We start from the raw sequence: 26,964 nt of genomic DNA, 5'->3' as shown, positions 1-26,964 counted from the left end.
ACCCACCCGGGGAACACCACCGGCAAGGCACTGCGGGCACGCAGACCGACGCACCGGGCACCCGCGCTATCTGGCGGAACGTACGCAGCCCAGGCGCACTTCCTTCGACGGCGAATGGCCGAAGAACGAGGTGTAGCACTTGCTGAAATGGCTGGGCGAGACGAAGCCGCAAGCCAGCGCCACCTCCACCAGCGACAGGTCCGAGTGCTGCAGCAGGCGCCGGCTCTCGGTGATGCGCAGCTCCAGGTAGTAGCGTACCGGCGAGGTGCCCAGCTGCTCCTGGAACAGCCGCTCGAGCTGGCGTTTGGAGCGGCCCACGTAGGCGGACAACTGGTCGGTGCTCAGCGGCTCCTCGATGTTCGCGCTCATCAGGTTGAGCACCTCGCGCAGCGGCTCGGTCATCTTTTCGTGCAGCGCCGGGCGAGTCCGGCGGTAGCGCGATTCCTCGAAGGCAAGAATGTCGACGATGCCTTCGACCAGCTCGCGGCCGTGCAGGCTGTGAATCCACTCCAGCACCAGGTTGAAGGCGCCGGTCGGGCTGCCGGCGGTCAGGCGGTTGCGCTCGAGGATGTAGCTTTCGGCAGTGACCACGCAGTGCGGCGCGACCTCCGCCAATGCCGCACGATTCTCCGGATGCACCGCGCACTGGTAGCCATCCAGCAGGCCGGCCTTGCCGAGGAACCAGGCACCGTTCCACAGACCGGCCAAGGCGATGCCGCGCTCGTCGGCGAGCTGCAGCAGGCGGCTGAGAGCCGGCATGTCCCTGAGCGGCGTGCGCAGACCACCGCAGACCACCAGCAAGTCCATGTCCAGGTCCTTGCCCTGCAGTGCGGCCGCCGGGCAGATCAGCAATCCGAGGTCGCTGGTGACCGACTCGCCATCGAGGCTGAAGGTCCGCGTGGTGAATGCCTCTTCGCAGATCAGGTTGGCCGTGACCAGGGTGTCCAGCGCCTGGGTGAAGGCTGGCAGCGAAAAGTGCTCCAGCAGGACGAAACCGACCTTGTGCTGGCGCTGCGGCTCGCCCTTGCGCGCGCTGACGAAACGCAGGTTCTGCCCCTGCATCGATTCGCTGAACTGCCTTCTTTCCACGGTTGCGTACCCTTGCGAATGCTGGCCGGCAGTCGCCGCGGCCGGGCGTCCACCGGTGTGACCGCCCGGCACAGAGCCGACCTGCCGCTTCTGGCAGGGATTATACAAACGCCTCCGCGCCGGGCCAGTTCATCCACACCACCATTCACCGCAGCCGTCAGGGCATGCACCTCGCCGGGCCGACATCAGGCCACGCCCGACTCCTGCGCTGCAGCAACGCGCTTGCCCAGCGGCGTCCTGCCGAAGCCGTCGGCGGCAATCCGCTGCTGTTCCGGCGTTGGCGAATCTACCCGCATGCCCAGGGGTGTCCGGCTGAAGCCATCTTCGGCCAGTTGTGGCGTCACGCTCCGCTCGGCCAGGGGCGTCAGCTGGAAACAGGTGGCCGCATGGGCGCAGCTCGCCTCGGTTGCATTGGCATGGACAGCCACGCCGGCCAGGGAGAAGGCAACGGCGGTCACGAAGGTCTTCAGGTTTTTCATGGCATCGATCCTCAAGGGTCCAAAGGGGGCAGTTCAACGCACTGGGGAACCTTGGGTTCCTGCCATGTCCGCTGAACTGTTGGAGCTCATTGAGGACTCGCGGAGTATCTGCAGCGTGTCGAAAAGCGCCGTGGTCATCTCGCCACGTGTCTCGGCGCTCGGCAGATACAGTGGGATACAAGGCCCGCACGAGGGCCGCAGGCATGGCGTGCAGACGCGCATGTTCGCGCGGCGGTGCTTGAGCAGAAGGCGCGCCTCCCGCCGCGGAGCCCTCGTCGGCCGATCGGCCTGCGCCGGAATCGCTGCCGTGAGGGCACACAACGAAGCGATGGGCGGAAGCATTCAGGACAGTTTCATTGACCCAGGTCGATGAAGCCTGGAGGTCGGTTTGTCGGTCATTTCCGCATCCTACAGACTGGGTCTCTTGTATACAGTTTGAGGAACGAATGATGCGAAAGTCACTCTCCGCGCTTGCGCTCACTATCCTGGCGTCGCAAGGCGTCATGGCTGGCGAAACGGCCAGCACCGCCGTCGGTGGCGGGCTGGGCGGCGCACTGGGCAGCGTTGTCGGTAATGCCGTCGGCGGCAGCACTGGCGCAGCGATCGGTGCGGGTGTCGACGGCGCGGCCGGCGGGGCCATGTCGGCGAAGAACGGCAAGAAGACGGAAGCGGCAATCGGCGGCGGCCTCGGGGCAGCCGGCGGACAGGTGATCGGCAACAATCTCGGTGGTTCCACCGGCGGCGCGGTCGGCGCGGGCCTCGGGGGCGCTGCGGGCAGCGCGGTTGGCAACAGCCTGGCCGACGATCATGGTGGGCATGGCAACCACAAGCACAAGCACAAGCACAAGCATCACTGACGGCTTGCATCGCCGCCGGAAGGCCCGCTGCCGGGCGGGCCTGGTCGAATCCCGGGCGCCGGCTGCGGCCAATCAGTCGGCCGCTGGTGGATTTCTCAGGGCACTGACATCCAGGTGGCGGGCCGCCAGTTCCAGGGTACCTCTGCCACCTCGCCGCAGGCAGGCCAGCAGGGACAGCCAGGGAATCTCTGTGAGCATGACTTCCGTCGCCGGCAGGGCCCGCACCTCACCGGCGGTGCCTCCTGCGGGGCCGCCGTCGGGAAGATAGAGCAGCACCCAGTCGCCCTGGGTTTCGAGAATCAGCCCGAGGCGGAAGCCACCGCCCTCGCTGACCATACCGACGCGCGCACCTTCGATCTGCTCCAGCCCGGCAAAACGGGCGGTGGCATCCTTGAGCAGCTGATACCCAGGAAGGTTGCCGAGCAGGCGATCCTCCAGCGTCTGCAGCCCCTTCGATGCCAGTCGGGTCCGCGCCAGCAGGCCGGCAACAAAGCACAGGGCGGCCAGCGCCAGGACAGCGGCCAGGGTGACGGAGGTCGCCGCCGCCACGCCGAAACCGTCGAACAACGGCAGCACCTTCTGCAGCGGACCGCTGAGCAGGTGGATTGCCTTCTCGATGAGGATGACCACGAGGACCAGGGGCAGGATCAGCAGCAAGCCACCGGCAATGGTTGTCTTGATGAACTTGAGCATGCTTCCTCCTGGCCGCATCACGCTACCCGGCCGTCGCTGGCTGCATTCGTTGAGTGGCCGTCCGGGCTCGATGGGCGGCTGCGCACGGCAACAACCGATGGTGCGCCAGTTACCCGGCGCCGCGTCGACCTGCCCAGGGTTCGGGTCCGACTTGCCGGACTGCGGGAGCACCGTCCGCGAATGGCGGCCATGCCACTGGCCGCCCCGCTGAAAAAGCCGGCAAGCCATCCGCCGTCGCGGATGGCTTGCCGTTGAACCCTTCAGGCTTCGGAGGGAGCGTCAGGGCGTCACGATGTTGAACCAGAAGTCGAAGTTGTCCATGTAGCTCATCAGCTCGTCGAGCTTGCCCGCGTCGCCCTGCACCTTGATCTCGCCCGAGCCTTCCGCATCCTTCAGCGTGGTCTGCTTGAGCATCAGCTTGTTCAGGGTGTCGCGGGTCAGGGTGATGGTGGCGTCGGCATCCTTCGCCTGCGCGCCTTCGGTGTGGTTGAGCACGCCGTTGACCATCTCCAGGCTGTACTTCTGCTTCAGGTCGGTGAAGTCGAAGTTGAGGGTGATGTGCTTGTCGGCGACTTCAGGCCCTTTCAGGCGCATGGCCAGGTAGTCGAAGAACAGGTCCAGGTCCATCGCCTTGACGGTGTCGGGGCTGGCGGTGTCCGGGGTCGGCAGCTTCTGCACGCCGTTGCGCAGTTCCTGCGCGCCGGTGAGGTAGAAGTTGCGCCACGGGCCGCTCTCGGCCTGGTAGCCGAGCTGTTCCAGCGCATCGGCTTGCAGGTTCTTCGCCGCCTGGTTGTTCGGGTCGGCGAAGACCACGTGGTTGACCACCTCGGCCACCCAGCGGAAGTCACCCTTGTCGTAGTACTCCTTGGCCTTCTTCAGCACGGCGTCTGCGCCGCCCATCATGTCGACGTAGCGCTTGGCTTCCTCTTCGGGCGGCAGTTCCCACAGGGTCGCCGGGTTGCCGATGAACCAGCCCAGGTAGAGCACATAGGTGGCCTTGACGTTGTGGTTCAGCGAGCCGTAGTAGCCACGGTTGGAGAAGCGATCGGCGATGCCCTTGGGCAGTTTCACCTGCTCGGCGATCTCGGTCATGGTCAGGCCCTTGTTGGCCAGGCGCAGGGTCTCGTCGTTGATGTAGCGGTACATGTCGCGCTGCGAGGAGAGCTGGTCGCGGACCTCCTTGTTGCCCCAGATCGGCCAGTGGTGCATGGCGTACATCACCTGCACATCGTCGCCCCACATCTTCAGCGCCTCGTTGAGGTACTTCGACCAGGGCAGCGGCTCGCGGATCTTCGCGCCGCGCAGCGAGTAGGTGTTGTGCAGGGTGTGGGTGGAGTCCTCGGCGGTGTTGAGCGCCTTCTTCTCCTTGATGTAGTACATCATCTCGGCCGGCGCCTCGCTGCCCGGCGCGTAGAGGAACTCGTAGGTAAGGCCGTCGATGACGCGTTTCTCGCCGGTCTTGGAGATGATGTCGGTGGGCGGGATCAGGGTCACGGTGCCGGCGGAAGTCGTGGTGCCCAGGCCGGCGCCGAGCTGGCCGGTTTCGCTGGGCGGCAGCAGGTTGCCGTACATGTAGCTGGCGCGGCGGCTCATCGCGGTGCCGGCCATGACGTTCTCCGCCACGGCGTGTTCGAGGAAGCCCAGCGGCGCGTAGATCTTCACCTTGCCGGCCTTCACGTCCTTCTCGTCGACCACGCCGCGCACGCCGCCGTAGTGGTCGACGTGGCTGTGGGTGTAGATCACCGCGACCACCGGTTTCTTCGGCCGGTGCGCGTAATAGAGGTCGAGCGCCGCCTTGGCGGTCTCGGCGGAGATCAGCGGGTCGAAGATGGTGATGCCGCTCTTGCCTTCGACGATGGTCATGTTCGACAGGTCGTAGTTGCGCACCTGGTAGATGCCGTCGGTGACCTGGAACAAGCCGGAGATGTTGATCAGCTGCGATTGCCGCCACAGGCTGGGGTTGGTGGTGGCCGGCGCGGCTTCACCTTCCTTGATGAAGTTGTACTTGGCCGGGTCCCAGATCAGGTTGCCTTTCTCACCCTTGATCGGCTCGGCGGGCAGCGGCGCGATGAAGCCCTTGTGGGCCAGTTCGAACGAGGTCTTGTCGTTGAACGGCAGCTCCTGCAGCAGTGCGTCGTTGGCTGCCTTGGTGGCATCGGTGGCCGGCTTGGGCGCTTCGGCGGCCCAGGCCTGGGTGGTCATGGAGATGGCCGCGGCCAACAGGAACGACGAGCTGAATTTCCACAGCCTGGCAGTGCCCTGGCCATCCAGAGGGTTCGAAGATTGCGCGATCAGTTTCATCTCAAGCTCCTTCTTGCTTGAAGCGCTGTACCCTTCGAGGCAACTGCCAGCAGTGTTGTTGTGATGTTTGCTGTGTTCAGTCCGGCCAGGAGCGCGCTCCTGGCCGCCCCTTTCGCACCAAGGCTTACTTCTTCAGTTGCTCGTAGGACTTGACCATGTCCCGTGCCCAGCCATCGAGAACGGCCTTGGCGTCGTTGGCGGTCATGACCTGGGAAGAGTTCTCCAGCTCGGCACCAGCCCCCTTGCGCACGACCTGCGCCACCACCTCGCCGCTGCCGCCGTCGAGGAAGGCCGCTTCGGTGGCGAGGCTGGTGTCCTGGTCACGGATGCCGGTGGCGGTGCTGACGCCAGCAGCGATCAGGGCGATGGGAATCACTTCATACGGCTGCAGGCCCTTGGTCGAGGCGCTGACGGCGGTGATCGCCGGACGAACCACCAGGACGTTCGGCCCGGGGCCGTTGGCCAGCGGCAGAGCCTTGGAGAATTGGGTCTGGAGCACCTGGTCGTAGTAGTCCGTGATGCCTTGCAGGGTCTTCTGCGGAATCTTCTCGGTCGGCTGCGGCTGCGGGTAGAGCTGGCTGCGCTCGACATAGACGCTGGTGAAGCTGTTCACGTCCACGCCCGGTTTGATCCAGCGCATCACCGGGGCGCCCGACGGTGACGTCTCTTCCTTGAGTGCCTTGTAGTTCTTCAGGAACCCGGAATACTCCTCGGGCGCCACGTATTTGCTCGCGCACCCGGCCAGCGTCAATGTCGCCAGGCACAGCGGTAACGCCATCGTCTTCCAGTTCATCGAGTTGCTCCTTGTGGATTTTTCCGCTCGGTTTCGGGGCCGAAATCTTTCTGCCGCACGCTATCCGGAGCGCAGCTCGCGCCCCTGTCGATGAGGTGCAGGGTGATGTAGTGGTGGGTGGCGGAAAGGCGTGCAGTGCAACGGCGCTGGAGTTGCCGCCTGGGAAACGCAGATCGCCAGGAACCACCGGCGAGTTGACGCCCGGTCGAGCCGGGGCCGGTTTCCCCTTGGCCCGCCTCGCCGGCCAGGGAAAGCCCACCAGTCAACGAGGCTGCGGCGTGTCCGGCTTGGCCATCGACTGAACTCATCCAGCGCTCCCTGCCCATTCGTTTACCCACCGCCACACACGCAAGTGAGTGGCGAACCCAGGCTCCGAATGCTCTCTGGAGACGACTGCTGACTTTCCCGTACAGGATCGACGACTGTGCAGGAGAGCCTAGATAACCAATCGCGATGTGCAAGCTGACTTTCTGTTCAGGAAGCGATCAGAACGGATTGAGAGACAGGTAGGAGGCGTTCAGGCATGGCCTGCGCCGCGCGGCGAAACTGCAGCGGCACTCGCCCGCTGATGGCCGCTGGTGGAGTGGCTCGGCCTACACAATCTGGTGCCTTGTCGACCAGGAAAGTTCGCTGCCGCTCGTCACAGAATTCAGACACCCAGGTTGACCGTCCCTCCCCGCGTCACTAGATTCCTACCCTTCTTTCGCCGGGGTGCGCTGCGCCCTGGCGATCACAACGGCAAAGGAATGTCCCGTTATGTTCAAGCCTCTCAGGCCCTGGCTGCCTGCCATGCTGCTTTGCAGCCCTCTCGCCGCGCAAGCGGAAGGTCCCTCTGGCGACTTCTGGCTGATTCACCAGCAGGGCAGCCTCTACAAGAACGAAATCTTCGTCATCGATGGCGACCCCGCCAACATCTATGACCGCAAGAACGGTGTGCGCTCGCTGGGCGTCTATCAGTTCTACGAGGAAGGCGCCAAGCCGACCTTTACCGCCTATGACGTCGAGGTCGACTGCGCGAAGAACCGCGTGCGCCTCAACGGCGCGCAGAACTACGACAAGTTCTACAACGACATCCGCCCGAAGAAGGTCTCCAAGGAGTGGCAGAAGAAGCCTGAGGCGTGGATCGCCCAGAGCCGCGACTTCCTCTGCAAGCCGGACGCCCACGTGGAGCAGAAGATGTATCCGCTGGGCAAGATGCCCACTGCGCAGTTGGTTTCGGCCGCTCCCGGCCTGTTCCAGTTGCGCAACCGCGAGCACGCCAAGAACCTGATCCTGGAAATGGTCGACAAGGGCTTCGAACAGATGCCCGTCAAGAACGCACCGGCCAAGGAGGGCGTGCAATGAAAGGGTTACTCGCACTGGGGATGATTGCCATCCTGCTCGGCGGCTGCTCCGCCATCCCCACCCTGCCCGAGGCGCAGGCCCGCAGCTACTGGAAGGGCCGCCCGGCCGGCGACGCCATCGACCACTTCGGCGCGCCCAGCGACATCGGCCTGGCGCCGGAGAACGACTGGGTCGTGCTGATCTATCGCCGCGACACCTCCTACGTCTCCCGTGAAGCGCTCGGCACCTACACCGGCCCGCAGAATGGCCAACTGGTGCATACCGAGTACTGGGGCGACGTGGTCCACTCGGCCAGCTGCGAAATCCGCGTCGCGATCAACCGCGCCCGGCAAGTGGACTACCTGCTGACCCGCGGCAATTGCGGCGGCATTCCGCTGAAACCGGAAGCCTGAGGCCAGGCATCGCCATCAAGGAGAAAGCGAAACCATGCCAACCATGAACTACCTGGCGCAAGCCGCCGTTGTGCTGCTCGGCCTCCTGGCCATCGCCTCGCCGGCGTCTGCCGAAGAGGTGAAGGTGACGGAGCTGCTGCGCGGCGGCTATGAGGTGAAGGCGGCCTACGTGGCCCCGGGGCGGGTCACGCAGGTTCACTTCCTGATCCTGCAGAAAGGCACGTCGGTCTACCAGTGCGGCACCTACGAGAGCAACACGCCGCTGGAGCGCTACTACGACTACTCCAACACCTACTCCTGTTCGGCAGTCGGTGACTGGGTGCCGAAGAACAGCGTGCCCGGCCTCAAGCCGTAATACCGCGAAGGTCAGCATCCACCGCTGCTGACCGGAGCACTGCCTGGATTTCCCCCCATGACACTGCGTCTGCTATCCGCCAGCCTGCTGCTGGCCTGCACCCTCGCCCACGCCGCCGAGCAGCCGGCCATCCCCAGGCCGCTGGAGGAGCAGGTCGGCCGCCTGGTGGAGCTGTACAAGGACAGCTTCGCCATCGGCTACCCCGCAGCCACTCGCGTGCAGACGCTGAAGATCGGCAAGGGCACCGAACTCACCCTGGCAGTCTTCACCATCGAAGGCTTCGACATGGGCAACAACTACAACCAGTACCTCGCGGTCTTCTCTTCCACCCCGGACGAGGAAGGCCAGGAGCACTTCAGCCTGCTGGACGCGATGCAGATTGGTGGCGGTGGCTGGCGCTCGATCGAGAAACTGGACGCCAGGCTAGTCGGCGAAGCAACGCAGCAGCGCACCCTGATCGATATTCCCGTCATGCAGAACAGCGACGACGACTCACCGAACTTCCCCAGCCGTGCCGGCGTGATCCACCTGTCCCTGCAAGGCGCGCAGACGCCGCGCCTGGTCGAACTGAACTGACGCCCGCGCCGGGCTGGAGCCGAACGTACCAGGGTTGATACCAAGTCGATAACAAACCGCGCTAAATTTCCTCGTGCGACGGCCGCCACAGCGGATATCCACCCTCAGCGGAAGATATCCATGACCAGCATCGGCACCGTCAGCACCACCAGCATTCGCTATCCGGCCACCGCCGGAGCCGCCTCCAGCAACTCCACGGCGAACGGCGAAGACAGCACCACCAGCGACGCCACCAGCAGCACCCAGGCTTCCCCGAGCGCATCCGCGCAGGGCGCTTCCGGTGGCGCCGGCGCCACGGCCAGCGGCAGTTCGGAGAGCAGTTCCGACAGCACCCTGGAGAAGCTCAAGCTGGCCCTGGAGCAGGCGCAGAAGGAACTGCAGGAGGCCGAGAAGGCGGCCGCCAAGGCCACCCAGGGCGGTGCCGGCCAGACAGAAGAACAGAAGCAGGCCCAGCAGGTCGCGGCACAGGCCGCGCAGGCGCGTGTGTCGTCCGCGGCAGCGGCGGTAGCGGCGGCCACCGCGGCCTATTCCGAAGCACTCAGCGATTCCGGCAACAGCACCAGCGGAACCGCGGTAAACACCACCGCCTGACCCCGTGCGGCCGGCCTGGCGCCCTTCCCTAGCGGGCGGTGGCGCCCTCGTTCATCAGGTAGCTCAGCAGTTGCCGGGCGTGGGAGGACAGTGCATCCCAATCGCTGACGCAGATGCGCAATTCGCGGGTCGCCCAGGCATCTTCCAGCGCCACCACCGCCACCGGCAGCTCCTGTGCCAGGCGTGTCGCAGCGGCCTCCGGCAGCATCGCCACGCCGACCCGCTGGGCGACCAGCTGGGCAATCGCATCGAAGCTCGGTGCCCGCACACGGACCCTGAGCGGCAGCGCGTTGCGCACTGCCATCGCCTCGACGAAACGCTGCATGGCGCGTTCGGCGGGCAGGCAGACAAAGGCGAAGCTCAGCGCATCGCGCAGGCTGGGCAGGTGCTGGCTGGCCAGCGGGTGATCCTGCGGCACCAGCAGCACCAGCTTGTCGTTGCGGAACGGCAGCGACAGCAGGCCGGCGGTGGGCAGGTTGCCGTCGTAGACACCGATGTCGATCTCCCCGTCCTGCACCGCACGCAGTACGTCCTTGCTGTTCTGCTCAGTCAGTTGCAGGTCGACTTCCGGGTAATCGGCCAGGAAAGGGCCCAGCGCAGTCGGCAGGAAGGTGCTGTTGGCGACAGTCGAGGCCGCCAGGCGCAAGGTGATGCGCCGTTCGCCGCTGAGCTCCTGCAGAGTGTCCCTGAGCTGACGCGCCTCCTTCAGCACCCGCTGGCTGGCCTCCAGCACCAGGCGGCCGCTGGGCGTGAGAGTCATGCCGTCGCTATGCCGGACAAACAGCGAGAGCCCGCAGCGCTCCTCGAACAGGCGCAGGCGGTTGCTCGCCGCCGACACCGCTACCGGCACCGAGGCCGCCGCCTTGCTCAGGCTGCCGCTGCTGGCGATGGCGGCGATCAGGCGCAGGTCGGCAAGATCAAAGTGCATTGAGCGTTCTCCAAAAACGAAAGCAATGTTCGCCAAGATGCGATTCTAGTGGAACAGCCTTCTCTCTAGAATAAAGCCTTTCCCCTGCCTTGCAGCCGTGCCGCGATGACCAGCCTGACCTCCCTCTACCAGCGCAGCCTGCGCAGCGGCGTACTCTTCGCCGTACTTTCCGCCACTGGCTTCAGCCTCAAGGCGGTCTTCGTGAAGCTGTCCTACGCTGCCGCGCCGGTGGATGCGCTGACGGTGCTGGCCATCCGCATGGGCCTGGCGCTGCCGCTGTTCCTCTGGCTGATCTGGCTGAGCCGCAGCCCCGAACAGGCTCGCCTGACGCTGGCCGATGGCGTGCGCATCCTGCTCCTCGGGCTGTTCGGCTACTACCTCTCCAGCCTGTTCGACTTCTACGGCCTGCAGTACATCAGCGCCGGGCTGGAGCGTTTGATCCTGTTCACCTACCCGACCCTGGTGCTGCTCCTGCAGATGGTCGTGACCCGCGAGCGCCCCGGCTCCCGCACCCTCGCGGCAATGGGCCTGTGCTACCTCGGCCTGGGCATCGCCCTGGTGCATGACCTGCGTGTGGAGGGCAGCGACGGGCAGATCCTGCTCGGCGCTCTCTGGGTGTTCGCCAGCGCCGTGACCTATGCCCTGTACTACATGGGCACCGCCGCCGTGGTGCGCCGCGTCGGCTCGATGCGCCTGGCCGGGCTGGCCGGTGGCGCATCGTCGGTGATGGTGCTGATGCACTACGCCGTGAGCGGCAACGCCGAGCAACTGGTAACGCTGCCCGGTGCGGTATGGATCCACGGCTCGCTGATGGCGCTGATCTCCACCGTGCTGCCGATCTACTGGATGGCACTGGCTATCCAGCGCATGGGCGCCACCCATGCGGCGGCGTTCGGCAACCTGGGCCCGGTGCTGACCGTCTTCGCCTCCTGGGCGCTGCTCGGCGAGGCGATTACGCTCTACCAGATTGCCGGATTGGCACTGGTGCTGTTCGGCGTTTCGCGGTTGTCGGGAGCCAAGGCAGCGGCCGCTCAGGCGGTGCCGAAGCAGCAGGCCGAGAGTTGCCGGGGTACCGGCTGAACAGCTCAGCCTGCCATTGCCGCCGGCTTCACAGGCGACCGATCCTCATGTTGATCGGCCAGCTCAGCGCGTGGCGTGTCGCAGGGTCGCCCCAGCGCTCGGCCATGTCGGCGGCGAAGCGCTGCAACAGGTCCTCGCGCCCGGCCTCGCGCGCGCTGCGCAGCGCCGACCAGGTGGAGACGTAACCGAGGAACTCCGCGAGATTCCACTCCAGGCGGATGGCAATCTCCGGCCCGGCAAACTCGCCGAAGGGAAAGTCGAGGGTGGCGTAGCCGCTGTCCACCAGCTTGCGTTCGGCGGGCCAGTAGGGGCCGATCTCTTTCCAGTAGAACTGCTCGAAGCGCTCGCCCAGCGCGCCAGCCAGGCGCAGCACGCCGTAGCTGATCAGCGCCAGGATCGCCTCGGGCTGGGCAACCCGCCGCACCTCGGCATAGAACCTCGGCAGATCGAACCAGTGCGCGGCCTGGGCGGCGGTGATCAGGCTGGTGCTGCGCTCGGGCAGCGGGAGGTGTTCCGCTGGCGCGCAGACATAGCTGACGTTCTGCTGCGCCGCCGCGTGGGCGATCTGGTCCGCGCTGGGATCGAAGCCGATCACCGTCTGGAAATGCTCGGCCAGTTGCCGGGTCAACTGGCCGCTGCCGCAACCGACATCCACCGCGAGCGCCCGCTCGGGCGTCACCGAGGCCAGGTAGGCGGCCAGCTCCGCCGGGTACTCGGGACGGAAACGCGCGTAGGCTTGCCCGCCCTGGTCGAACCAGTTGCGCAGGTCGGTAGACGAATCATTCATGGCTGGCGGCTCCTGTCTGGAAGACTTGCTTCACGCCAATGTAATGGGCGAACGGACAAACAGGCCAGGGCCAGGCGGGCCGGCGCAGGACTTGAGCCTTGCCCGACCCGCTGCACTGTCAGACCTGCGCCATGCCGCCATCGACGAACAACTCGATGCCGTTGATGAAGCTGGCCGACTCGGAGGCCAGGAAAGCCACCGCCTTGCCGACTTCCCGCGGCTCGCCCAGACGGCCCAGCGGCACCTGGCTGGCCAGCGCATCGAACAGGCCCTGGCGTGCCTCCTCGGGCACCAGGTCGCCGAGGCCGGGAGTGCGCACCGGCCCGGGGCTGACGACGTTGACGCGAATGCCACGCTCCTTCAGGTCCAGCGCCCAGGAGCGGGCGAAGTTGCGCACGGCGGCCTTGCTCGCGCTGTAGACGCTGAAGTTGGCGGTGCCCTGGATCGAGGTGGTGGACGCGGTGAGGATCACCGACGCGCCATCGCTCAGCAGTGGCAGTGCCTTCTGCACGGTGAACAGCACGCCGCGCACGTTGGTACCGAAGATACGATCGAAATGCTCCTCGGTGATCGCCCCCAGCGGCAGCATGTCGCCGCCGCCGGCGTTGGCGAAGAGGATGTCCAGGCGGCCGGCGGATTTCGCGATCTGCGCGTACACCGCATCGAGATCGGCAAGCACCGAGGCGTCGGCGCGGATGGCCGTGGCGGCCGGCCCGATGGCTTCGACGGCGGCCTCCAGTTCGGCCTGGCGGCGGCCGGTGATGAACACCCGGGCGCCTTGCGCGGCGAGTTCCTGTGCGGCGCCGAGGCCGATGCCGGTGCTACCGCCGGTGACCAGTGCAACTTTACCAGTGAGGGACTTGTTCATGATGAGCTCCAGGGTTTTCAGGATGTCGGGTTCTGCCTCCTGGCCGGCGTCTGGCGCGGCTTTGCGGTGAGGCATGGCGCTACTCTAGGGCCCGTCGATTAAGCGAAAAAGCGCCTACAATGGAATGACTATCCACACCCATGGATAATCACCTGATCCCTCCAGAGGAACTCCCATGGATCAGCTCCAGGCCATCCGCGCCTTCGCCCGCGTGGTCGAGGCCGGCAATTTCACCCGCGCCGCCGACTCGCTGGACATGCCCAACGCCACCCTGAGCAAACTCGTGCAGGAACTGGAGGCGCACCTGGGGGTGCGCCTGCTGCAGCGCACCACGCGGCGCGTCACGGTGACACCCGAAGGCCAGGACTATTACGCCAAGGCCAGCCGCGTGCTGTGCGACCTGGAAGACATCGATTCGTCCTTCAACATCGCCCGCAGCAAGCCGCGCGGGCACCTGCGCATCGACGTCGGCGGCTCGACGGCGCGCGACGTGCTGCTGCCCCTGCTGCCGGACTTCCTCGCGCGCTACCCGGACATCCGCATCGACCTGGGCGTGTCCGACCGCTCGGTAGACCTGATCGGCGACAACGTCGATTGCGTGATTCGCGGCGGCGCGCTGGACGCCTCGTCACTGGTGGCACGCGGCATCGGCCAGGCCAGCATGGTCACCTGCGCAACTCCCGAGTACCTGCGCCAGAACGGCATCCCTGCGTACCCGGAGGAGCTGCGCAACGGCCATCGGCTGGTCAGTTACCTGTCACCACAGAATGGCCGCGCGGTACCGTTCCGCTTCGAGCGCAACGGCGAACGCAGCGAGCTGAAGATCGAGCACCGCATCGGCGTCAACGAAAGCAATGCACACCTGGCGGCCTGCGTCGCCGGCCTCGGCATCATCCAGACTTTTTCCTACGCCGCCGCCGGCGCCCTGCGCGACGGCACGCTGGTGGAAATCCTCGCCGACTGGCGCCCGGCCCCCTACCCGTTCCACGTCGTCTACCCGCAGAACCGCTACGTCACGCACCGTCTGCGGGTGTTCATCGACTGGCTGGTGCAGTGTTTCCCGGCGAAGGTCGGCGCTTGAGCGCTCAGGGGCGCTGGGGCGCTCAGGGCTGCTTGTCGGCCAGCGCTTCGAGCAGGTCGGCCGACGGCACGAAGAACAGGCTGCCCGTCACCGCCTTGCTGTAATCCAGCAGGCGGTCATAGTTGCCGGCCGGGCGGCCGACGAACATGTTCTGCAGCATTTCCTCCAGCGGCGCCGGCGAGCGCGCGTAGCCGATGAAGTGGGTGCCGAACTCCCCGGCCCCGGGGCGGCCGAACGGCATGTTGTCACGGAGGATCTTCACCTCCTGGCCGTCCTTCTCCAGGGTGGTCAGCGAACTGTGCGAGCAGCTCGGCTTCACGTCGTCGCCCAGTTCGATATCGGCCAGCTTGGTGCGGCCGATGATGCGCTCCTGGGCTTCGGTGGAAAGCTGGTTCCAGCCGGTCATGTCGTGCAGGTACTTCTGCACCAGCACGTAGCTGCCGCCAGCGAAGCCGGCATCCTCGTCGCCGATCAGGGTGAAGTGCGGGACTTCACGCCCTTGCGGGTTCTCGGTGCCGTCGACGAAGCCGATGATGCTGCGCATGTCGAAGTAGCGGAAACCCTGGACTTCATCGACCACCGTGACCGCCTCGCCGAGCCGCGCGAGCAGTTGCGTGGCCAGCTCGAAGCACAGGTCCATCTGCTCGGCGCGGATGTGCAGCAGCAGGTCGCCCGGCGTGGATACGGCGACACGCGCGCCGCTGCCGATCTCGCGGAAGGCGTGCAGCGAAGCCGGGCGCGGAGCCCCGAACAAGGCGTCCCAGGCCGCCGCACCGAAGCCCACCACGCACGACAGGTTGCCCGTCGGCACGCGCTTGCCGACCGAACGCACCAGCGCCGACACGTCTTCGCACAGCGAGCGTAGCGGGCTCCAGTCCTTGCCCGGCGTCAGGGTGGCGACCAGGAAGATCGCGCTGCGGGTGATCGGACTGTCGACCGACTGAGGTTCCGGGGATTCGTCGAGCATGGTTTCCATTCGCCGCCATCGAGGTTGGGTGGTGGGGTTATCAAAGCAGGTCGCCTGTCGCGCTGACAACACACGCTGCACATGACAAAGGGCCGGTCTTTCGAGCCGGCCCCTGGAAAAACCGATTAGCGTGTCGCGGCCCTAGCGCATCGCCGCCAGCTTGATGCCGAAACCGAGCAGGCAGGCCCCGGCCAGGCGTTCCAGCAGGTTGGCCACGCGCGGATTGGCGCGCATGCGCTCGGCCAGCCGGTGGGTCAGCAGCACGGCTATCAGCCCGTAGAGGAAGGTCACCACGGCCACGGTCGCCGCCATGAAGGCGAAGGTCACCAGCCCCTGGTGCTTCACCGGGTCGACGAACAGCGGCAGAAAGGCCATGTAGAACACGATGGCCTTGGGGTTGAGCAGGGTGATCAGCATGGTCTGGCGCAGATAGTGGCCGTTGTCCATGCGGCTCTGCCGCGGTGCATCGCCCGGCTTGCTCATCAGCATGCGCAGGCCCAGCCAGGCCAGGTAGGCCGCACCCAGCCACTGCACTGCATGGAAGGCCGCCGGGTAGGTGGCCAGCAGCGTCGCCACGCCCGCCACCGCCATCCACAGCAGCACCTGGTCGCCCAGGATCACCCCGCAGGTGGCCGCCAGCCCCGCCCGCACGCCGCCCTTGCCGGTCGCGGTGATCAACGCGAAGTTGCCCGGGCCGGGGATGGCCAGGAGCACCACGAAGGCAATCAGGAAGGCGCCGTAATCGGTCACACCGAACATGGGAAATACTCCTGGGCAGGTCAGGCCGGGCGAAAAATCCGAGTCTATCACCGGTTTCGCACGCTGCTCCCTCGCTCCGTGCTTCCTGCAGACTGCCCGCCTGACAGCGCTCGTGCACGAAGAGAACGCTCGACGCACACGGGCGCTACAATGCCGCCATCGCCGATTCCCCCGGATCGGGCAATCCCGGAGCCAGCTTCAGATGTTCACCCTTGCACGCCTCGACACCTCTCCCCCCGAATCCCTGAAGAGTCAGGTACTGCAGATGGTGGTGGACTACTTCAGCGACATCAGCCCGGTGCCGCTGACGCCGAGCAATCCGCTGTTCCAGCTGTACCAGTACGTGATCGGCTACGAGGTGCACCTGTACCTGCAGGCCATGGACGCCGCCTCGGACAGCTCCGCGCGCCTGATTCTCGCCCTGGATGACGAAGACCCGTCGCGCGTGCTGGGCTTCGCCCTGTACCTGCCGAGCCAGGATGATGCCGAGGCCTGCACCCTCGCCTATCTCGCTGTCCAGGCCAGCCACCGCCGGCGCGGCATCGCCCGCGCCATGCTGCAGAAGATGATCGGCGAGCGGCCCCATGCGGAACTGGCCTGCGCCTCGGGCAAGGTCCCGGTCTTCGAGGCGATGGGCTTCCGCGTCCTGGCGGCGCAGGGGCCGCACGTGCTGCTGAATACCCGCGAGCAGCGCTCCGACGGCATGGTCGCGGTGCAGGACCTGGCGCCGATCTACCAATCCAAGGAGGTGCGGCAGATCCACGCCTACCTGGTCAAGCAGAATGGCAGCAAGGCACTGCGCGAGGCCGAGAAGAAACGCGACCGCCTGCTCGACCAGATGACCTGGCAGGCCGAGGAACTGGTCAAGGCGCGCTTCCCGACGCTGCACTGAAAGCGACAGTAACCGGCCGATCCGTCAGAAGCGACGCTGCTCTATCGATGCAGATGTTTGGCCAGTCGATCGGGCGAATAAGATGGCACTTTCACATCACGCAGCAATGATGGCAAAATGACGCCAGTTAGCCGTCATGTGCAGGGAAGCCAGGTTGCTGCAGTCGCTCAAATCTACCGTCTCGCGTAACGCCCGCACGATCCTCTTCGGTCTTTCCGTCGCCTTCATTGCCCTGCTCGACCCGTTCGGCCTGGCCAGCTCATCGAGCGCGGCCTCGGCCCGCTGGCTGAATCGACTGCTCGCTCAGGACTACCCGGACAAGGGGCAGGACCAAGTCGTGGTGATCCTCCTCGACGACGCCTACCTGCAACGCCACCAGACCTACTGACCGTTGCCCTACAGCGAGCAGGGCAAGCTGTTCAAGCGCCTGTTCGCCTACCAGCCCGGCGCAGTATTCGTCGACCTTTTGTACAGCCACGACCACTCCCGCGCAGTCTCTGGCCAGCCTGCGCAGATGGAGAGTCAGTTGCTGGCCAATGTATTCGATCGCTACCAGCGCAAGGGGATCACCCTGCTCCTGGCCAACAGCGGGTCAGCGCTGGATACGCCTGGAGCGGTCAATGTACTGCCGCGATTCGCTAGCGTCAGCCGGCCGGCACTAGTGTCCTGGAATGGCTTCGGCGACCAGTATCCACTATCGGTGCAAACTCCCCTGGGCGCGCTCGAGAGCCCGGCCCTGGGGCTCTACCGCGAATACTGCCGGCGCCATTACTGCCCGGGGCTACCGGTCGACGCCGAAGCCGCCGCGCAGCAGCCGGCGATGACTGTGCAATGGGGACTGAAGCTTTCGCCGCGACAGCAGTTGATCTCACGCATCGAGGATTGCAGCGCCCCCGGAGTGCTCTGGCAGATGCTCCAGGCCATGTTCTGGAAGCTCGGCAATTCGGCCCAGGCCACCTGCCCTTACAGCCTGACCCTCTCTGCCAGCGACCTTGAGGCCACCTCCGAAAAGGACCGCGAATTACTCGGCAGGCTGCTGCGCGGCAAGCTGGTGCTGGTTGGCGCCAGCATCGCCGGTACCGGCGACCTAACCCTCTCGCCGCTACATGGCAAGCTTCCTGGCGTATACCTGCACGCTATGGCGCTGGACAACCTGATCGTCCAGGGCCAGCACTATTATCGCGACCCGCCAGTACTGCCCCTCCTCCCCGGCTCACTGAACTGGGTAGACCTGTTGCAGCTACTCATGCTCGGCGTAATCGCCGCACTCAATGCCATACAGGAACGACCGGCTGACAGTTGGCCGCGCCAACGCTGGCTGCGCTCTCCGTTCCTCGGGCTGGCCCTCACGACTGCACTGCTGATCCTGGTGAGCTACGCGCTGTACTGGCTGAACATGACCCCGGTAAACGTGCTCGGCATCCTCCTGCTGTCTCTTTCCCTGTTCACCGAGCGAATCCGCGAATTCCTCCAGCCCCGCCCTCGTAAAGCGTTCGAAAACTGCCTCAAAGGAGCCCAACGATGTACAAGACATCCCTTTTCCTGTGCTGCGCCCTGCTCAGCCAGAGCCTGTTCGCTGCCAACATGGTGGTGGGGTACCTCGAAGACACGGTGGAGCTTCTCGACGACCAGGGCAAAATCCAGCGTGAAGTGCCTGTCGCCAACTTGCCGCGGCAAGCGCTGCCAGTGCTGCAATACGACCAGGAAACCGACCAGGTGCAGGTCGAAGTGAGTGGCCAGAAGGTCTGGATGGACAGCATGGCGGTACGTGTCGACCCGCCGCTGCACGTGGTCGAATTGCCCTGCGAGAAGCTCACTCGCAGCCAGGCCGAAGACCAGCAGAACAACTCCACCATCGGCTTTGGCGCCGGGTGCAGCAAATGAGCTCGGCACGGATCAAGCGCCCGCTACTGGCCCTGCCGCTGCTAGCTCTGCTAGCCGGCTGCCAGACCCTCGACGGGGCCAACAAAGCGGTGCAGAACCTGGTAGGTTCCTCCACCCAGTCGCGCGTGCAGGGCCGCTATCTGGACCAGGCAGAAGTCCGCGACTACTACCACCTGGACCTGCAGCACGCCAGCCAGCAACGCCTGAGTTTCGACGGTCGCAACCTGCCGGCCAGCGAGATTCGCCAGCAGAACCTGGTGCAGATTCCGCCACTGCAGGCCTACCTGCAGGGCATCGTCGACCGCCTGGCCAAGGGGTGGCCCGGCGAAGTGCCGAAACTCCAGGTGCGCATCGTCGACAGCTATGCCTTCGGCCCCTCGGCAGATCCCTTCGGCAACGTTTTCGTCCCGCTGGGCATGCTCGACAACGTCCAGAGCGAGGACGAGATCGCTGCCATGCTTGGCCACGAGATGAGCCATGTACTGTTGCGCCACCACGATCGGCTTGCAGCTTTCCAGGAACAGAAGGAAATGATGACCACCCTGGCTGGCACCGTGGTACTCGCCGCGGTGGCCTCCAACACCGGGGTGGATCGCAGCACCGGCAAGCTCAAGCTGATCAGCAAGGACCCGCTGGGGACCCAGAAGACCATCGGCAATACCGTGCTCTATACCGCGCTGGCCAACAGCTTCTCGGATAACGTCTGGAGTACTGCCTGGGGCCGTGCGCAGGAAGATCAGGCGGACCTGCTGGGCACCGACCTGATGATTCGCGCCGGTTACGCACCGCGCGCCGCCAGCGTCAGCCTGCAACGCCTGAGCGACTTCCAGGGCAAGCAGGAACCGCTGCTTGGCAGCTTCCTCAAGGCACGCCAGGGCGCCATGCAGGAGTCACTGCAGCAATTCGACCTGAATCGCTTCAGTCGCGAGATCAACACCGTCCTCAACCAGGGCCTGGGCACCGCCATCTCCGCCACCGGGCAATATTTCACCCGTTCGCACATGTCGCCCACCGACCGTGACGAGGAACTGCGCAAGTACCTGCAGCGCGAGTACCGCCAGCAGGCCCGAGCGCGGGTCGATCGACGCAGTTGGCCGAAGGTGCGCGACTCGGCGCCGGTCCACGCCGCCTTGCAGGGCTACAAGGACGCCTACGCCGCGACCGCGGCACTGGAGCAGAAAAGGCCTGACCAGGCGCAGGGCTTCATCGCCCGCGCACTGGCCTCGCCGGTGGGCAACCAGCCCGGTGTGCGCCGCGCGGCGTTCAACGTGCATCTGGACCGCGGCGACGGCCGCGCCGCACTGGCCGACCTGGAATCGATCAACGACTGGGCACTGGCCAGCCCCTCGATCTATGACCTGATGATCAGCTACCACCTCAAACGGAATGACCCGCAGGCAGCGCTGAGCATGATCGACAAGGCCGAGCGCAACCTCGGTTCGGAGGAACTGTTCATTACCGAAAAGATGTTGGCCAACCGCCAGCTCAAGGCCGACAGCCAGTTGCCGGTCCTGCTGCGCAAGTGCCAGCAGTATCCCAGCCGCAAGCAAAGCTGCCAGAAGCTCATGCCAGGCGCGGCCTGAGGGGCAATCTCCCCTTGGCGGCCCTTGCCGCCAAGGGGTCATGCATGCACCCGCGAGATCAGGCGCGCTGGAACTTCCTCGCCGCTACACGCGTCTCAGCGCCCGGCCTCGGGCATGTAGAAGGCCACCAGGTCGAGACAGGCACCGATGCCATGCTCGATGGCTTTCATGTTGCGCCGGCGCTGCCAGTCCAGCCAGAGGCCGTCGAGCATGGCCATGATGGCGTCGGCCGACTTCTCGATGCGCTCGGCGCCGACCTCGCGCTCCTCGGCGATCCGCCGCAGGATTTCCACCAGGCGTTCGCGGTAGATGGCGTAGAGCTTGCGCTCGGTATCGGCGATGTCTTCCTGGAACAGCGAGGCGGACCACAGGTCGATGCGCACCGAGAGGTAGCTGCGGTCGAGGAAGGTGGCGGTGAAGCCGCTGCGCAGGAACACTTCCAACTGCGCCATGGCGGTGCGCGGCTCGGCCACCAGCCCCGCGCGGGTGGCTTCGTAGAGCTGGTGCGAGGCGTACTTGTAGGCCTCCACCAGCAGTTCGTTCATGTCCTTGAAGTGGTAGCTGATGTGGCCCAGCGCCATTTCGGCGCGCGCCGCCACCTTGCGCGCGGAAAGCTTGGCGTAGCCCTCTTCGCTCAGGCAGAGGAAGGCCGCCTTGATGATTTCCTCGCGGCGCGTTTCAGGGTCGTAGACCTTCCTGGTTTTCGGCTGGGCCGCTTTCGGTTGTGCCGCTTTCTGCTGGGGCATGGCGTGCCGGTTCCAAGGTTGGCAGTTCGGGGCGGATTATTCCGCCCCCTATCCGTGATGGTCAAAAGTTAGTTGATTCAGAGCCTGATCCAGGTCGCCTTGAGTTCGGTGTACTTGTCGAAGGCATGCAGCGATCGGTCGCGCCCGTTGCCGGACTGCTTGAAGCCGCCAAAGGGCGCGGTCATGTCGCCAGCGGAATACTGGTTGACCCACACCGAACCGGCCCGCAGCGCACGTGAAACCTGGTGCGCACGCGACAGGCTGGACGTCCACAGGGCCGCCGCCAGGCCGTAGGGGGTGTCGTTGGCGATGGCCACGGCCTCGTCGGCATCCCTGAAGCTGATGACCGAGAGCACCGCGCCGAAGATCTCTTCGCGGGCGATGCGCATGTCGTTTCGCACGCCATCGAAGACCACCGGCGCCAGGTAGCAACCCTCGCTTTCGCCGCTGCCGGCCACCAGCCGGGCACCCTCTTCCAGGCCGCTGGCAATGTAGCCCTGCACCAACTGCAGATGCTGACTGTCGACCAACGCGCCATAGCGGCTGGCCGGGTCGAGGGCGTCATTCGGCGTCCACGCGGCCAGTGCTTCACGCAGATGCTCGAGGAACTCTTCGCGCACCGACTCCTGCACCAGCAGGCGCGAACCGGCAGTGCAGACTTGGCCCTGGTTGTAGGCGATGGCGGAAGCGGCGCTGATAGCCGCTGCGCGCAGGTCGGGCGCATCGGCGAAGACGATGTTCGGGCTCTTGCCGCCAGCCTCGGTCCACACGCGCTTGAGGTTGGACTGCCCGGAGGCGACCATCAGCCGCTTGGCCACGCCGGTCGAGCCGGTGAAGGCGATGGCGTCGACGTCCATGTGCCTGGACAAGGCGTCGCCAGCCTCGGCGCCGAAACCGGGCACCACGTTCAGCACACCGGCGGGAATGCCCGCTTCACAGGCCAGTTGTGCGATACGGATGGCGGTCAGCGGCGAGCGCTCGGACGGCTTGAGCACCACCGAGTTGCCGCAGGCCAGCGCCGGGCCGAGCTTCCAGCTGGCCATCAGCAACGGGAAGTTCCACGGCACTATCACCCCGACCACGCCCACCGCTTCGCGGGTGACCAGCCCCAACTGGTCCTCGGCGGTGGCGGCAATCTCGCCGTAGACCTTGTCGATGGCCTCGGCGGACCAGCGAATGGCGTTGGCCGCCCCCGGCACGTCGGTGGCCAGGGAATGGGCGATGGGCTTGCCCATGTCGAGGGTTTCCAGCAGCGCCAGTTCCTCGGCGTGGCTTTCCAGCAGATCGGCGAAGCGGACCAGGATGCGCTTGCGCTGCACCGGTGCCATGCGCGACCAGTGCCCCGACTCGAATGCCTGTCGCGCGCTGGCCACCGCGCGCTCGATATCGGCGGCACCGCCACGGGCGATGGCGGCCAGGCGGCGCCCGTCGAGCGGGCTGGCCTTGTCGAAGGTGCGCAGGCCCTGCGCGCTGCAGTAGTCACCGTCGATGAAGCAGCGGCCTTCGATGGCGAGCGTTGCCGCGCGCGCGCTCCAGTCCTGCAGGGTTGTTGCGGTCATGGGTTTGCTCCTTGAGCGGAAATGAGTTCAGGCCACGCCCCGTTGCGCCAGGCCGTCGAGCCAGTCCGGGTCCATCTGCGGCATGCTCTCGAGCAGGCGCGTGACGTAGCTGTCGCACGGCGGCGTGAACACCCGCTGCTTGTCACCGAAGTCGACGACCTTGCCGGCCTTGAGCACCAGCACGTCGTCGGCGATGGACTTCACCACCGACAGGTCGTGGGTGATGAACAGGTAGGTGATGCCCAGGCGCTGCTTGAGGTCGTCGATCAGCCGCAGGATGCCCTCCGCCACAAGCTGGTCGAGAGCGCTGGTGATCTCGTCGCAGACGATCACCGCCGGGTCCGCCGCCAGGGCGCGGGCAATGCCCACCCGCTGCTTCTGCCCGCCGGACAATTCGCCCGGCCGCCGGGCCATGAAGCGGCCGGGCTCCAGGCCCACGGCAGCGAGCAGTTCGCGGGTTCTTGCCTCGCGCCGCGCAGCGTCGAGGCCGCCGTAGAACTGCAGCGGCCGCCCGACGATGTCACCGATACGCTGGCGCGGGTTCAGCGCGGTATCGGCCATCTGGTAGATCATCTGGATCGAGCGCAGCTCGTCCCGGCTGCGCCTGGCGTAGTGCGCCGCGAGCGGCTTGCCCTGGAACAGGATGCTGCCCTCGCGGCTGGGCAAGGCCCCGGTGATGCAGCGCCCCAGCGTCGACTTGCCCGAACCGGACTCGCCGACGATGGCCAGCGTGCGCCCCGGGAAGACCTTCAGCGACACGTCGTCGAGCACCTGCTTGTTACCGTAGCCGGCACGGATGCCGCGCAGTTCCAGCAGCGGCTGCTGGTCGACGGCCACCGGCGGGCTCGCCTCGCAGGCCAGGTTGCGCACCGCCCACAGCGAGCGGGTGTAGTCCGCCTGCGGCTCGGCGATCAGCCGGCGCTTGTCGCCGCGTTCGACCAGGTGGCCGTCCTTGAGCACCATCACCTCGTCGGCCATCTGCGCCACCACGGCGAGGTCGTGGGAGATGTAGATGGCCGCCACCTGGAACTCGCGGACCAGTTCGCGGATGGTCAGCAGGACGTCGATCTGGGTGGTCACGTCCAGCGCCGTGGTCGGCTCGTCGAAGATGATCAGGTCCGGCCGGCAGGACATCGCCATGGCCGTCATGATCCGCTGCAGCTGGCCGCCGGAGACCTGGTGCGGATAGCGCTCGCCGATGGACTCGGGCTCGGGCAGGGCAATCTTCCGGTACAGCTCCACCGCATCCCGGCGCGCCTGCTCGCGGGGTACCAGGCCGTGCTCCAGGGCAGTTTCGCAATGCTGGTCGATCAGCCGGTGCGCCGGGTTGAAGCTCGCCGCCGCGGACTGCGCCACGTAGGCGATGCGCGCGCCGAGCAACTCGCGATGCTGCGCCTCGGGCACCTGGCGCAAATCGATGCCGTCGAAGAGGATTTCGCCGCCGCTGATGCGGCAGCCATCACGGGTGTAGCCCATGGCGGCGAGGCCGATGGTGGACTTGCCGGCGCCGGATTCGCCGACCAGGCCGAGTATCCTGCCGCGCTGCAAGTTCAGGTCGATGCCGTGGACGATCTCGTTCCAGCCATCCGCACCGCCGGCCTCGATGCGCAGGCCGGTAATCTTCAACAGGGGTTCGCTCATGCTGCGGGTCCTCGGACAATACGTGGGCGGGACGGTCATCGCCGCTGGGCGAGGAACCAGTCGGCGACGAAGTTGACGGCGATCGCCAGCACGCCGATGGCGGCGGCGGGGATAAGGGGCGTCAGGTCGCCAAAGGAAATCAGCGAGGCGTTCTCGCGGACCATGCTGCCCCAGTCAGCCAGCGGCGGTTGCAGCCCCAGGCCGAGGAACGACAGCGAGGAAATGGTCAGGAACACGAAGCAGAAGCGCAGGCCGAATTCGGCCACCAGTGGCGCCCTTACATTGGGCAGCAGCTCCACCGCCACCAGCCAGAACAACCCTTCGCCGCGCAGCCGGGCGACTTCCATGTAGTCGGTCACCACCACGTTGAGCGACACCGAGCGCGCCAGGCGGAAGATGCGCGTGGCGTCCACCAGGGCGATGACGAATACCAGGTTGGCGATGCTGGTGCCGAAGATGGTCAGCAGGAGCAGCGCGCAGATCAGCTGCGGCACTGCCATCAGCACGTCCACCAGGCGCGACAGGGCGCTGTCCACCCAGCCCCCCAGGGCAGCGGCGATCAGCCCCAGCGAGCCGCCGATGAAGAACGCCAGCGCGGTGGACAGCAGCGCAATGCCGATGGTGTTGCGCGCGGCGAAGATCACCCGAGACAGCATGTCGCGCCCCAGCGCATCGGTGCCCAACCAGTGCTGCGCGCTCCAGGGGTCGTACTCGCCGCCGACGATCTCGGTTTCGCCGAACGGCGCGACCAGCGGGCCGAACAGCGCGAGAAAGGTGTAGAAAAGGATGATCAGCAGGCCGATGCGTGCGGTCCAGGTCATCTGTTTGAAGGTTGCGATCAAGGCATTCATCGATTCGCCCTCACTGGCGATGCAGCAGGCGCGGATTGGTAACGATGGACAGCACATCGGCGAGCAGATTGATGCCGATGTAGACCACCGCGAAGATGCAGCAACAGGCCTGGACCACCATGACGTCGCGCTTGATCACCGAGTCCACCATCAGTTGCCCGAGGCCGGGGTAGACGAACACCACCTCGACCACCACCACGCCGGTGATCAGGTACGCCAGGTTCACCGCGATGACGTTGACGATCGGCGCCCAGGCGTTGGGCAGGGCGTGGCGCAGGACGATCTTCAGCCGCGACAGGCCCTTGAGCCGGGCCATCTCGATGTAGGGCAGCTGCAGCAGGTCGAGCACCGCGATGCGCGTCATGCGCATCATGTGCGCGGTGATCACCAGGGTCAGCGTCAGCGCCGGCAGGAAGGCCGCCTGCAGGTGGTCGAGCAGGCTCGCCGAGGCCGGTACGTCGGCGATGGAAGGAAACAGCGGGTGCTTCACCGCCAGCCAGAGGATCAGGATGTAGCCGATGAAGAACTCCGGCAGCGACACCGCCGCCAGGGACACGATGTTCACCACGCGGTCGTAGATCGAGTCCTTGTAGAGCGCCGCGAACAGCCCCAGCAGCAGCGCCAGCGGCACCGCGATCAGCGCCGTGTAGCCGGCCAGGAACAGCGTGTTGAGCAGGCGCTGGCCGATCAGTTCGGACACCGCACGGCCGTTGGACAGCGAGGTGCCGAAGTCGCCCTGCAGGCTGCCCAGCAGCCAGTGCAGGTAGCGGCTCAGCGCGGGCTGGTCGAGCCCCAGCTCGTGGCGCAGGGCATGCAGCGCCTCGGGCGTGGCGGACTGGCCGAGCAGCTTCTGCGCCATGTCGCCGGGCAGCAGCTGCACCGCCGCGAAGATGAGTGCGGAGACGCCCAACAGGGTCAGGGCTCCGAGAAGCATGCGCCGCAAGAGAATGGGATAAATCAAAGCCATGGTGTCGACCTGCTGATCGGTTGGGCAGTTGTTGTTCTTATGGTTTTGCTGATCTTTGCGCGGTTACGGGGAGGGTCGGGCAGTGCCCACCCTCCTCCGGCGTATCGGCAGGTGTTAGTGCGAGGCCTTGTCCAGGAAGGCTTTCAGGTGGGGCACCACCTGGTCGCTCGCTTCGATGAGGATGGCGTGTTTGAGGTCCGGCAGTACCACCAGCTGCGAGTGCGGCAACGCCTCGGCGATCTGCCGGTTCAGGCCCGGATTGCAGCCGCCGTCGAACTCGCCGGTGAGCACCAGGCACGGTTGCGTCACCTCATGCAGCCAGGGCGCCATCTCGGTCTCCGCGTAGATGTGGAAGACGTTGAGGAACACCGCGGCCGGCGTGTCCATCACCTGCTGCTTGCGCCATTCGATGACCTCCGGATGCGCCGCGCAGAAGCGCTCGGTGAACCAGCGCTGGGTCAGGGTATCCAGCACCGGGCCGATGCCCTTCTCTTCCATGGCGCGAACCACCTTGCGCACGTTCTCGCTGTCCTGCGGCGAGCGGAACGCCGCGGTGGACAGCAGCCCGACGCTCAGCACGTGCTGCGGATACTTATGCGCATAGGCCGGGCCGATCATCCCGCCGAGGGAGTGGCCGATGATGTGCATCTGCTCGATGCCCAGGCGTGCACGCAACGCTTCCAGGTCCTCGACCAGTTCTTCCAGGCCGAAGTCTTCGCTCGGCAGCGGCGACTCGCCGTGGCCGCGCAGGTCGTAGCGGATGCAGGTGAAGCTGTCCTTCAGCGCCTCGGTGACCTTGTCCCAACCGGTCTTGCGCGCGCCGATGCCGTGCACCATCACCAGGGCAGGCCCCTGCCCGTCCACCACATAGGCGCAATCGATTGCCTTGCTCATCACGCGC

Annotated in this window: 29 protein-coding genes; 13 read left to right on the top strand and 16 right to left on the bottom strand. The window is 65.9% G+C overall.

Annotated features, from left to right (window positions below; genetic code table 11):
- Positions 1 to 66: 66 nt before the first annotated feature.
- Positions 67 to 1,089, bottom strand: a complete 1,023-nt coding sequence (locus tag L6D89_RS28915) for a GlxA family transcriptional regulator (RefSeq protein WP_236201916.1) — start codon at positions 1,087 to 1,089, stop codon at positions 67 to 69.
- A gap of 185 nt (positions 1,090 to 1,274) precedes the next feature.
- Positions 1,275 to 1,568 carry a hypothetical protein gene (locus L6D89_RS28910; protein WP_236201915.1) on the bottom strand — a complete coding sequence of 98 codons (294 nt, stop codon included), beginning with the start codon at positions 1,566 to 1,568 and terminating at the stop codon, positions 1,275 to 1,277.
- 449 nt (positions 1,569 to 2,017) lie between these two features.
- On the opposite strand from L6D89_RS28910, the gene L6D89_RS28905 reads away from it, so the two are divergent.
- On the top strand, positions 2,018 to 2,425 hold the full coding sequence (locus L6D89_RS28905; RefSeq protein WP_236201914.1) for a hypothetical protein: 408 nt from the start codon (positions 2,018 to 2,020) through the stop codon (positions 2,423 to 2,425).
- 72 nt (positions 2,426 to 2,497) lie between these two features.
- Here the strand turns inward: L6D89_RS28905 and L6D89_RS28900 are convergent, their stop codons facing one another.
- The 3 genes from L6D89_RS28900 to L6D89_RS28890 all read right to left on the bottom strand — a co-directional run bounded on the left by L6D89_RS28900 (position 2,498) and on the right by L6D89_RS28890 (position 6,212).
- Entirely contained in the window at positions 2,498 to 3,118 is a 621-nt protein-coding gene (locus L6D89_RS28900; RefSeq protein ID WP_236201913.1) for a hypothetical protein, read from the bottom strand.
- A 279-nt stretch (positions 3,119 to 3,397) separates the two neighbouring features.
- Positions 3,398 to 5,419 (bottom strand): alkyl/aryl-sulfatase, encoded by a 2,022-nt coding sequence (locus L6D89_RS28895; protein ID WP_236201912.1) that lies wholly within the window; start codon positions 5,417 to 5,419, stop codon positions 3,398 to 3,400.
- A 124-nt stretch (positions 5,420 to 5,543) separates the two neighbouring features.
- Positions 5,544 to 6,212 (bottom strand): DUF3313 domain-containing protein, encoded by a 669-nt coding sequence (locus tag L6D89_RS28890; protein WP_236201911.1) that lies wholly within the window; start codon positions 6,210 to 6,212, stop codon positions 5,544 to 5,546.
- 756 nt (positions 6,213 to 6,968) lie between these two features.
- Between L6D89_RS28890 and L6D89_RS28885 the strand changes: the two genes are divergently transcribed.
- The 5 genes from L6D89_RS28885 (at position 6,969) to L6D89_RS28865 (ending at position 9,470) form a co-directional block, all read left to right on the top strand.
- Positions 6,969 to 7,556: a hypothetical protein gene (locus tag L6D89_RS28885; protein WP_236201910.1), complete on the top strand. Its 588-nt coding sequence runs from the start codon at positions 6,969 to 6,971 to the stop codon at positions 7,554 to 7,556.
- A complete protein-coding gene (locus tag L6D89_RS28880) occupies positions 7,553 to 7,948 on the top strand; it encodes a hypothetical protein (RefSeq protein WP_236175296.1) in 396 nt (131 codons plus the stop codon). The genes L6D89_RS28885 and L6D89_RS28880 overlap by 4 nt, the downstream gene beginning before the upstream one ends.
- Before the next feature lie 34 nt (positions 7,949 to 7,982).
- A complete protein-coding gene (locus L6D89_RS28875) occupies positions 7,983 to 8,303 on the top strand; it encodes a hypothetical protein (protein WP_236201909.1) in 321 nt (106 codons plus the stop codon).
- Positions 8,304 to 8,360: 57 nt separating this feature from the next.
- The gene (locus L6D89_RS28870) at positions 8,361 to 8,879 is read left to right on the top strand and encodes a hypothetical protein (protein WP_236201908.1); all 519 of its coding nucleotides are present in this window, start codon (positions 8,361 to 8,363) and stop codon (positions 8,877 to 8,879) included.
- Between the two features lie 120 nt (positions 8,880 to 8,999).
- Positions 9,000 to 9,470: a hypothetical protein gene (locus L6D89_RS28865; RefSeq protein ID WP_236201907.1), complete on the top strand. Its 471-nt coding sequence runs from the start codon at positions 9,000 to 9,002 to the stop codon at positions 9,468 to 9,470.
- 28 nt (positions 9,471 to 9,498) lie between these two features.
- Here the strand turns inward: L6D89_RS28865 and L6D89_RS28860 are convergent, their stop codons facing one another.
- On the bottom strand, positions 9,499 to 10,398 hold the full coding sequence (locus L6D89_RS28860; protein ID WP_236201906.1) for a LysR substrate-binding domain-containing protein: 900 nt from the start codon (positions 10,396 to 10,398) through the stop codon (positions 9,499 to 9,501).
- A gap of 105 nt (positions 10,399 to 10,503) precedes the next feature.
- On the opposite strand from L6D89_RS28860, the gene L6D89_RS28855 reads away from it, so the two are divergent.
- Positions 10,504 to 11,478 (top strand): DMT family transporter, encoded by a 975-nt coding sequence (locus L6D89_RS28855; RefSeq protein ID WP_236201905.1) that lies wholly within the window; start codon positions 10,504 to 10,506, stop codon positions 11,476 to 11,478.
- Positions 11,479 to 11,506: 28 nt separating this feature from the next.
- Here L6D89_RS28855 and L6D89_RS28850 read toward each other — a convergent pair whose 3' ends face one another.
- Both L6D89_RS28850 and L6D89_RS28845 read right to left on the bottom strand, forming a co-directional pair.
- Positions 11,507 to 12,265: a class I SAM-dependent methyltransferase gene (locus L6D89_RS28850; protein WP_236201904.1), complete on the bottom strand. Its 759-nt coding sequence runs from the start codon at positions 12,263 to 12,265 to the stop codon at positions 11,507 to 11,509.
- 118 nt (positions 12,266 to 12,383) lie between these two features.
- A complete protein-coding gene (locus tag L6D89_RS28845) occupies positions 12,384 to 13,133 on the bottom strand; it encodes an SDR family NAD(P)-dependent oxidoreductase (RefSeq protein ID WP_236175289.1) in 750 nt (249 codons plus the stop codon).
- Positions 13,134 to 13,308: 175 nt separating this feature from the next.
- Between L6D89_RS28845 and L6D89_RS28840 the strand changes: the two genes are divergently transcribed.
- Positions 13,309 to 14,214: a LysR family transcriptional regulator gene (locus tag L6D89_RS28840; protein ID WP_236201903.1), complete on the top strand. Its 906-nt coding sequence runs from the start codon at positions 13,309 to 13,311 to the stop codon at positions 14,212 to 14,214.
- 22 nt (positions 14,215 to 14,236) lie between these two features.
- Here the strand turns inward: L6D89_RS28840 and L6D89_RS28835 are convergent, their stop codons facing one another.
- Positions 14,237 to 15,190, bottom strand: a complete 954-nt coding sequence (locus L6D89_RS28835) for a Dyp-type peroxidase (RefSeq protein ID WP_236201902.1) — start codon at positions 15,188 to 15,190, stop codon at positions 14,237 to 14,239.
- 132 nt (positions 15,191 to 15,322) lie between these two features.
- On the bottom strand, positions 15,323 to 15,940 hold the full coding sequence (locus tag L6D89_RS28830; protein WP_236175286.1) for a LysE family transporter: 618 nt from the start codon (positions 15,938 to 15,940) through the stop codon (positions 15,323 to 15,325).
- Positions 15,941 to 16,142: 202 nt separating this feature from the next.
- Here L6D89_RS28830 and L6D89_RS28825 point away from each other — a divergent pair, with 202 nt between their 5' ends.
- From L6D89_RS28825 to L6D89_RS28805, 5 genes are all read left to right on the top strand, one after another.
- Positions 16,143 to 16,832, top strand: coding sequence for a GNAT family N-acetyltransferase (locus L6D89_RS28825; RefSeq protein ID WP_236201901.1), 690 nt, complete (start codon positions 16,143 to 16,145; stop codon positions 16,830 to 16,832).
- Between the two features lie 154 nt (positions 16,833 to 16,986).
- The gene (locus L6D89_RS28820) at positions 16,987 to 17,220 is read left to right on the top strand and encodes a hypothetical protein (protein WP_236201900.1); all 234 of its coding nucleotides are present in this window, start codon (positions 16,987 to 16,989) and stop codon (positions 17,218 to 17,220) included.
- 3 nt (positions 17,221 to 17,223) lie between these two features.
- Complete coding sequence (locus L6D89_RS28815; RefSeq protein WP_236201899.1) at positions 17,224 to 18,564, top strand: CHASE2 domain-containing protein; 1,341 nt, start codon at positions 17,224 to 17,226, stop codon at positions 18,562 to 18,564.
- Positions 18,549 to 18,716: a hypothetical protein gene (locus L6D89_RS28810; RefSeq protein ID WP_236175283.1), complete on the top strand. Its 168-nt coding sequence runs from the start codon at positions 18,549 to 18,551 to the stop codon at positions 18,714 to 18,716. Before L6D89_RS28815 ends, L6D89_RS28810 begins: the two co-directional genes overlap by 16 nt.
- Complete coding sequence (locus tag L6D89_RS28805; RefSeq protein ID WP_236201898.1) at positions 18,713 to 20,299, top strand: M48 family metallopeptidase; 1,587 nt, start codon at positions 18,713 to 18,715, stop codon at positions 20,297 to 20,299. Before L6D89_RS28810 ends, L6D89_RS28805 begins: the two co-directional genes overlap by 4 nt.
- Positions 20,300 to 20,394: 95 nt before the next feature.
- Here L6D89_RS28805 and L6D89_RS28800 read toward each other — a convergent pair whose 3' ends face one another.
- From L6D89_RS28800 to L6D89_RS28775, 6 genes are all read right to left on the bottom strand, one after another.
- The gene (locus L6D89_RS28800) at positions 20,395 to 21,045 is read right to left on the bottom strand and encodes a TetR/AcrR family transcriptional regulator (protein ID WP_236201897.1); all 651 of its coding nucleotides are present in this window, start codon (positions 21,043 to 21,045) and stop codon (positions 20,395 to 20,397) included.
- Between the two features lie 77 nt (positions 21,046 to 21,122).
- The gene (locus L6D89_RS28795) at positions 21,123 to 22,604 is read right to left on the bottom strand and encodes an aldehyde dehydrogenase (protein ID WP_236201896.1); all 1,482 of its coding nucleotides are present in this window, start codon (positions 22,602 to 22,604) and stop codon (positions 21,123 to 21,125) included.
- A gap of 27 nt (positions 22,605 to 22,631) precedes the next feature.
- Positions 22,632 to 24,245 (bottom strand): ABC transporter ATP-binding protein, encoded by a 1,614-nt coding sequence (locus L6D89_RS28790; protein ID WP_236201895.1) that lies wholly within the window; start codon positions 24,243 to 24,245, stop codon positions 22,632 to 22,634.
- A 35-nt stretch (positions 24,246 to 24,280) separates the two neighbouring features.
- Positions 24,281 to 25,096: an ABC transporter permease gene (locus tag L6D89_RS28785; protein WP_236201894.1), complete on the bottom strand. Its 816-nt coding sequence runs from the start codon at positions 25,094 to 25,096 to the stop codon at positions 24,281 to 24,283.
- A gap of 10 nt (positions 25,097 to 25,106) precedes the next feature.
- Positions 25,107 to 26,063: an ABC transporter permease gene (locus tag L6D89_RS28780; RefSeq protein ID WP_236201893.1), complete on the bottom strand. Its 957-nt coding sequence runs from the start codon at positions 26,061 to 26,063 to the stop codon at positions 25,107 to 25,109.
- A gap of 114 nt (positions 26,064 to 26,177) precedes the next feature.
- On the bottom strand, positions 26,178 to 26,957 hold the full coding sequence (locus L6D89_RS28775) for an alpha/beta fold hydrolase (RefSeq protein ID WP_236201892.1): 780 nt from the start codon (positions 26,955 to 26,957) through the stop codon (positions 26,178 to 26,180).
- Positions 26,958 to 26,964 lie beyond the last annotated feature (7 nt).

It is taken from the genome of Pseudomonas pseudonitroreducens, assembly GCF_021603645.1.
GTDB classification, from domain to species: Bacteria; Pseudomonadota; Gammaproteobacteria; order Pseudomonadales; family Pseudomonadaceae; genus Pseudomonas; species Pseudomonas pseudonitroreducens.
The sequence above is the reverse complement of the archived record's forward strand: the minus strand, read 5'-3'. Positions and strand labels throughout refer to the sequence as shown.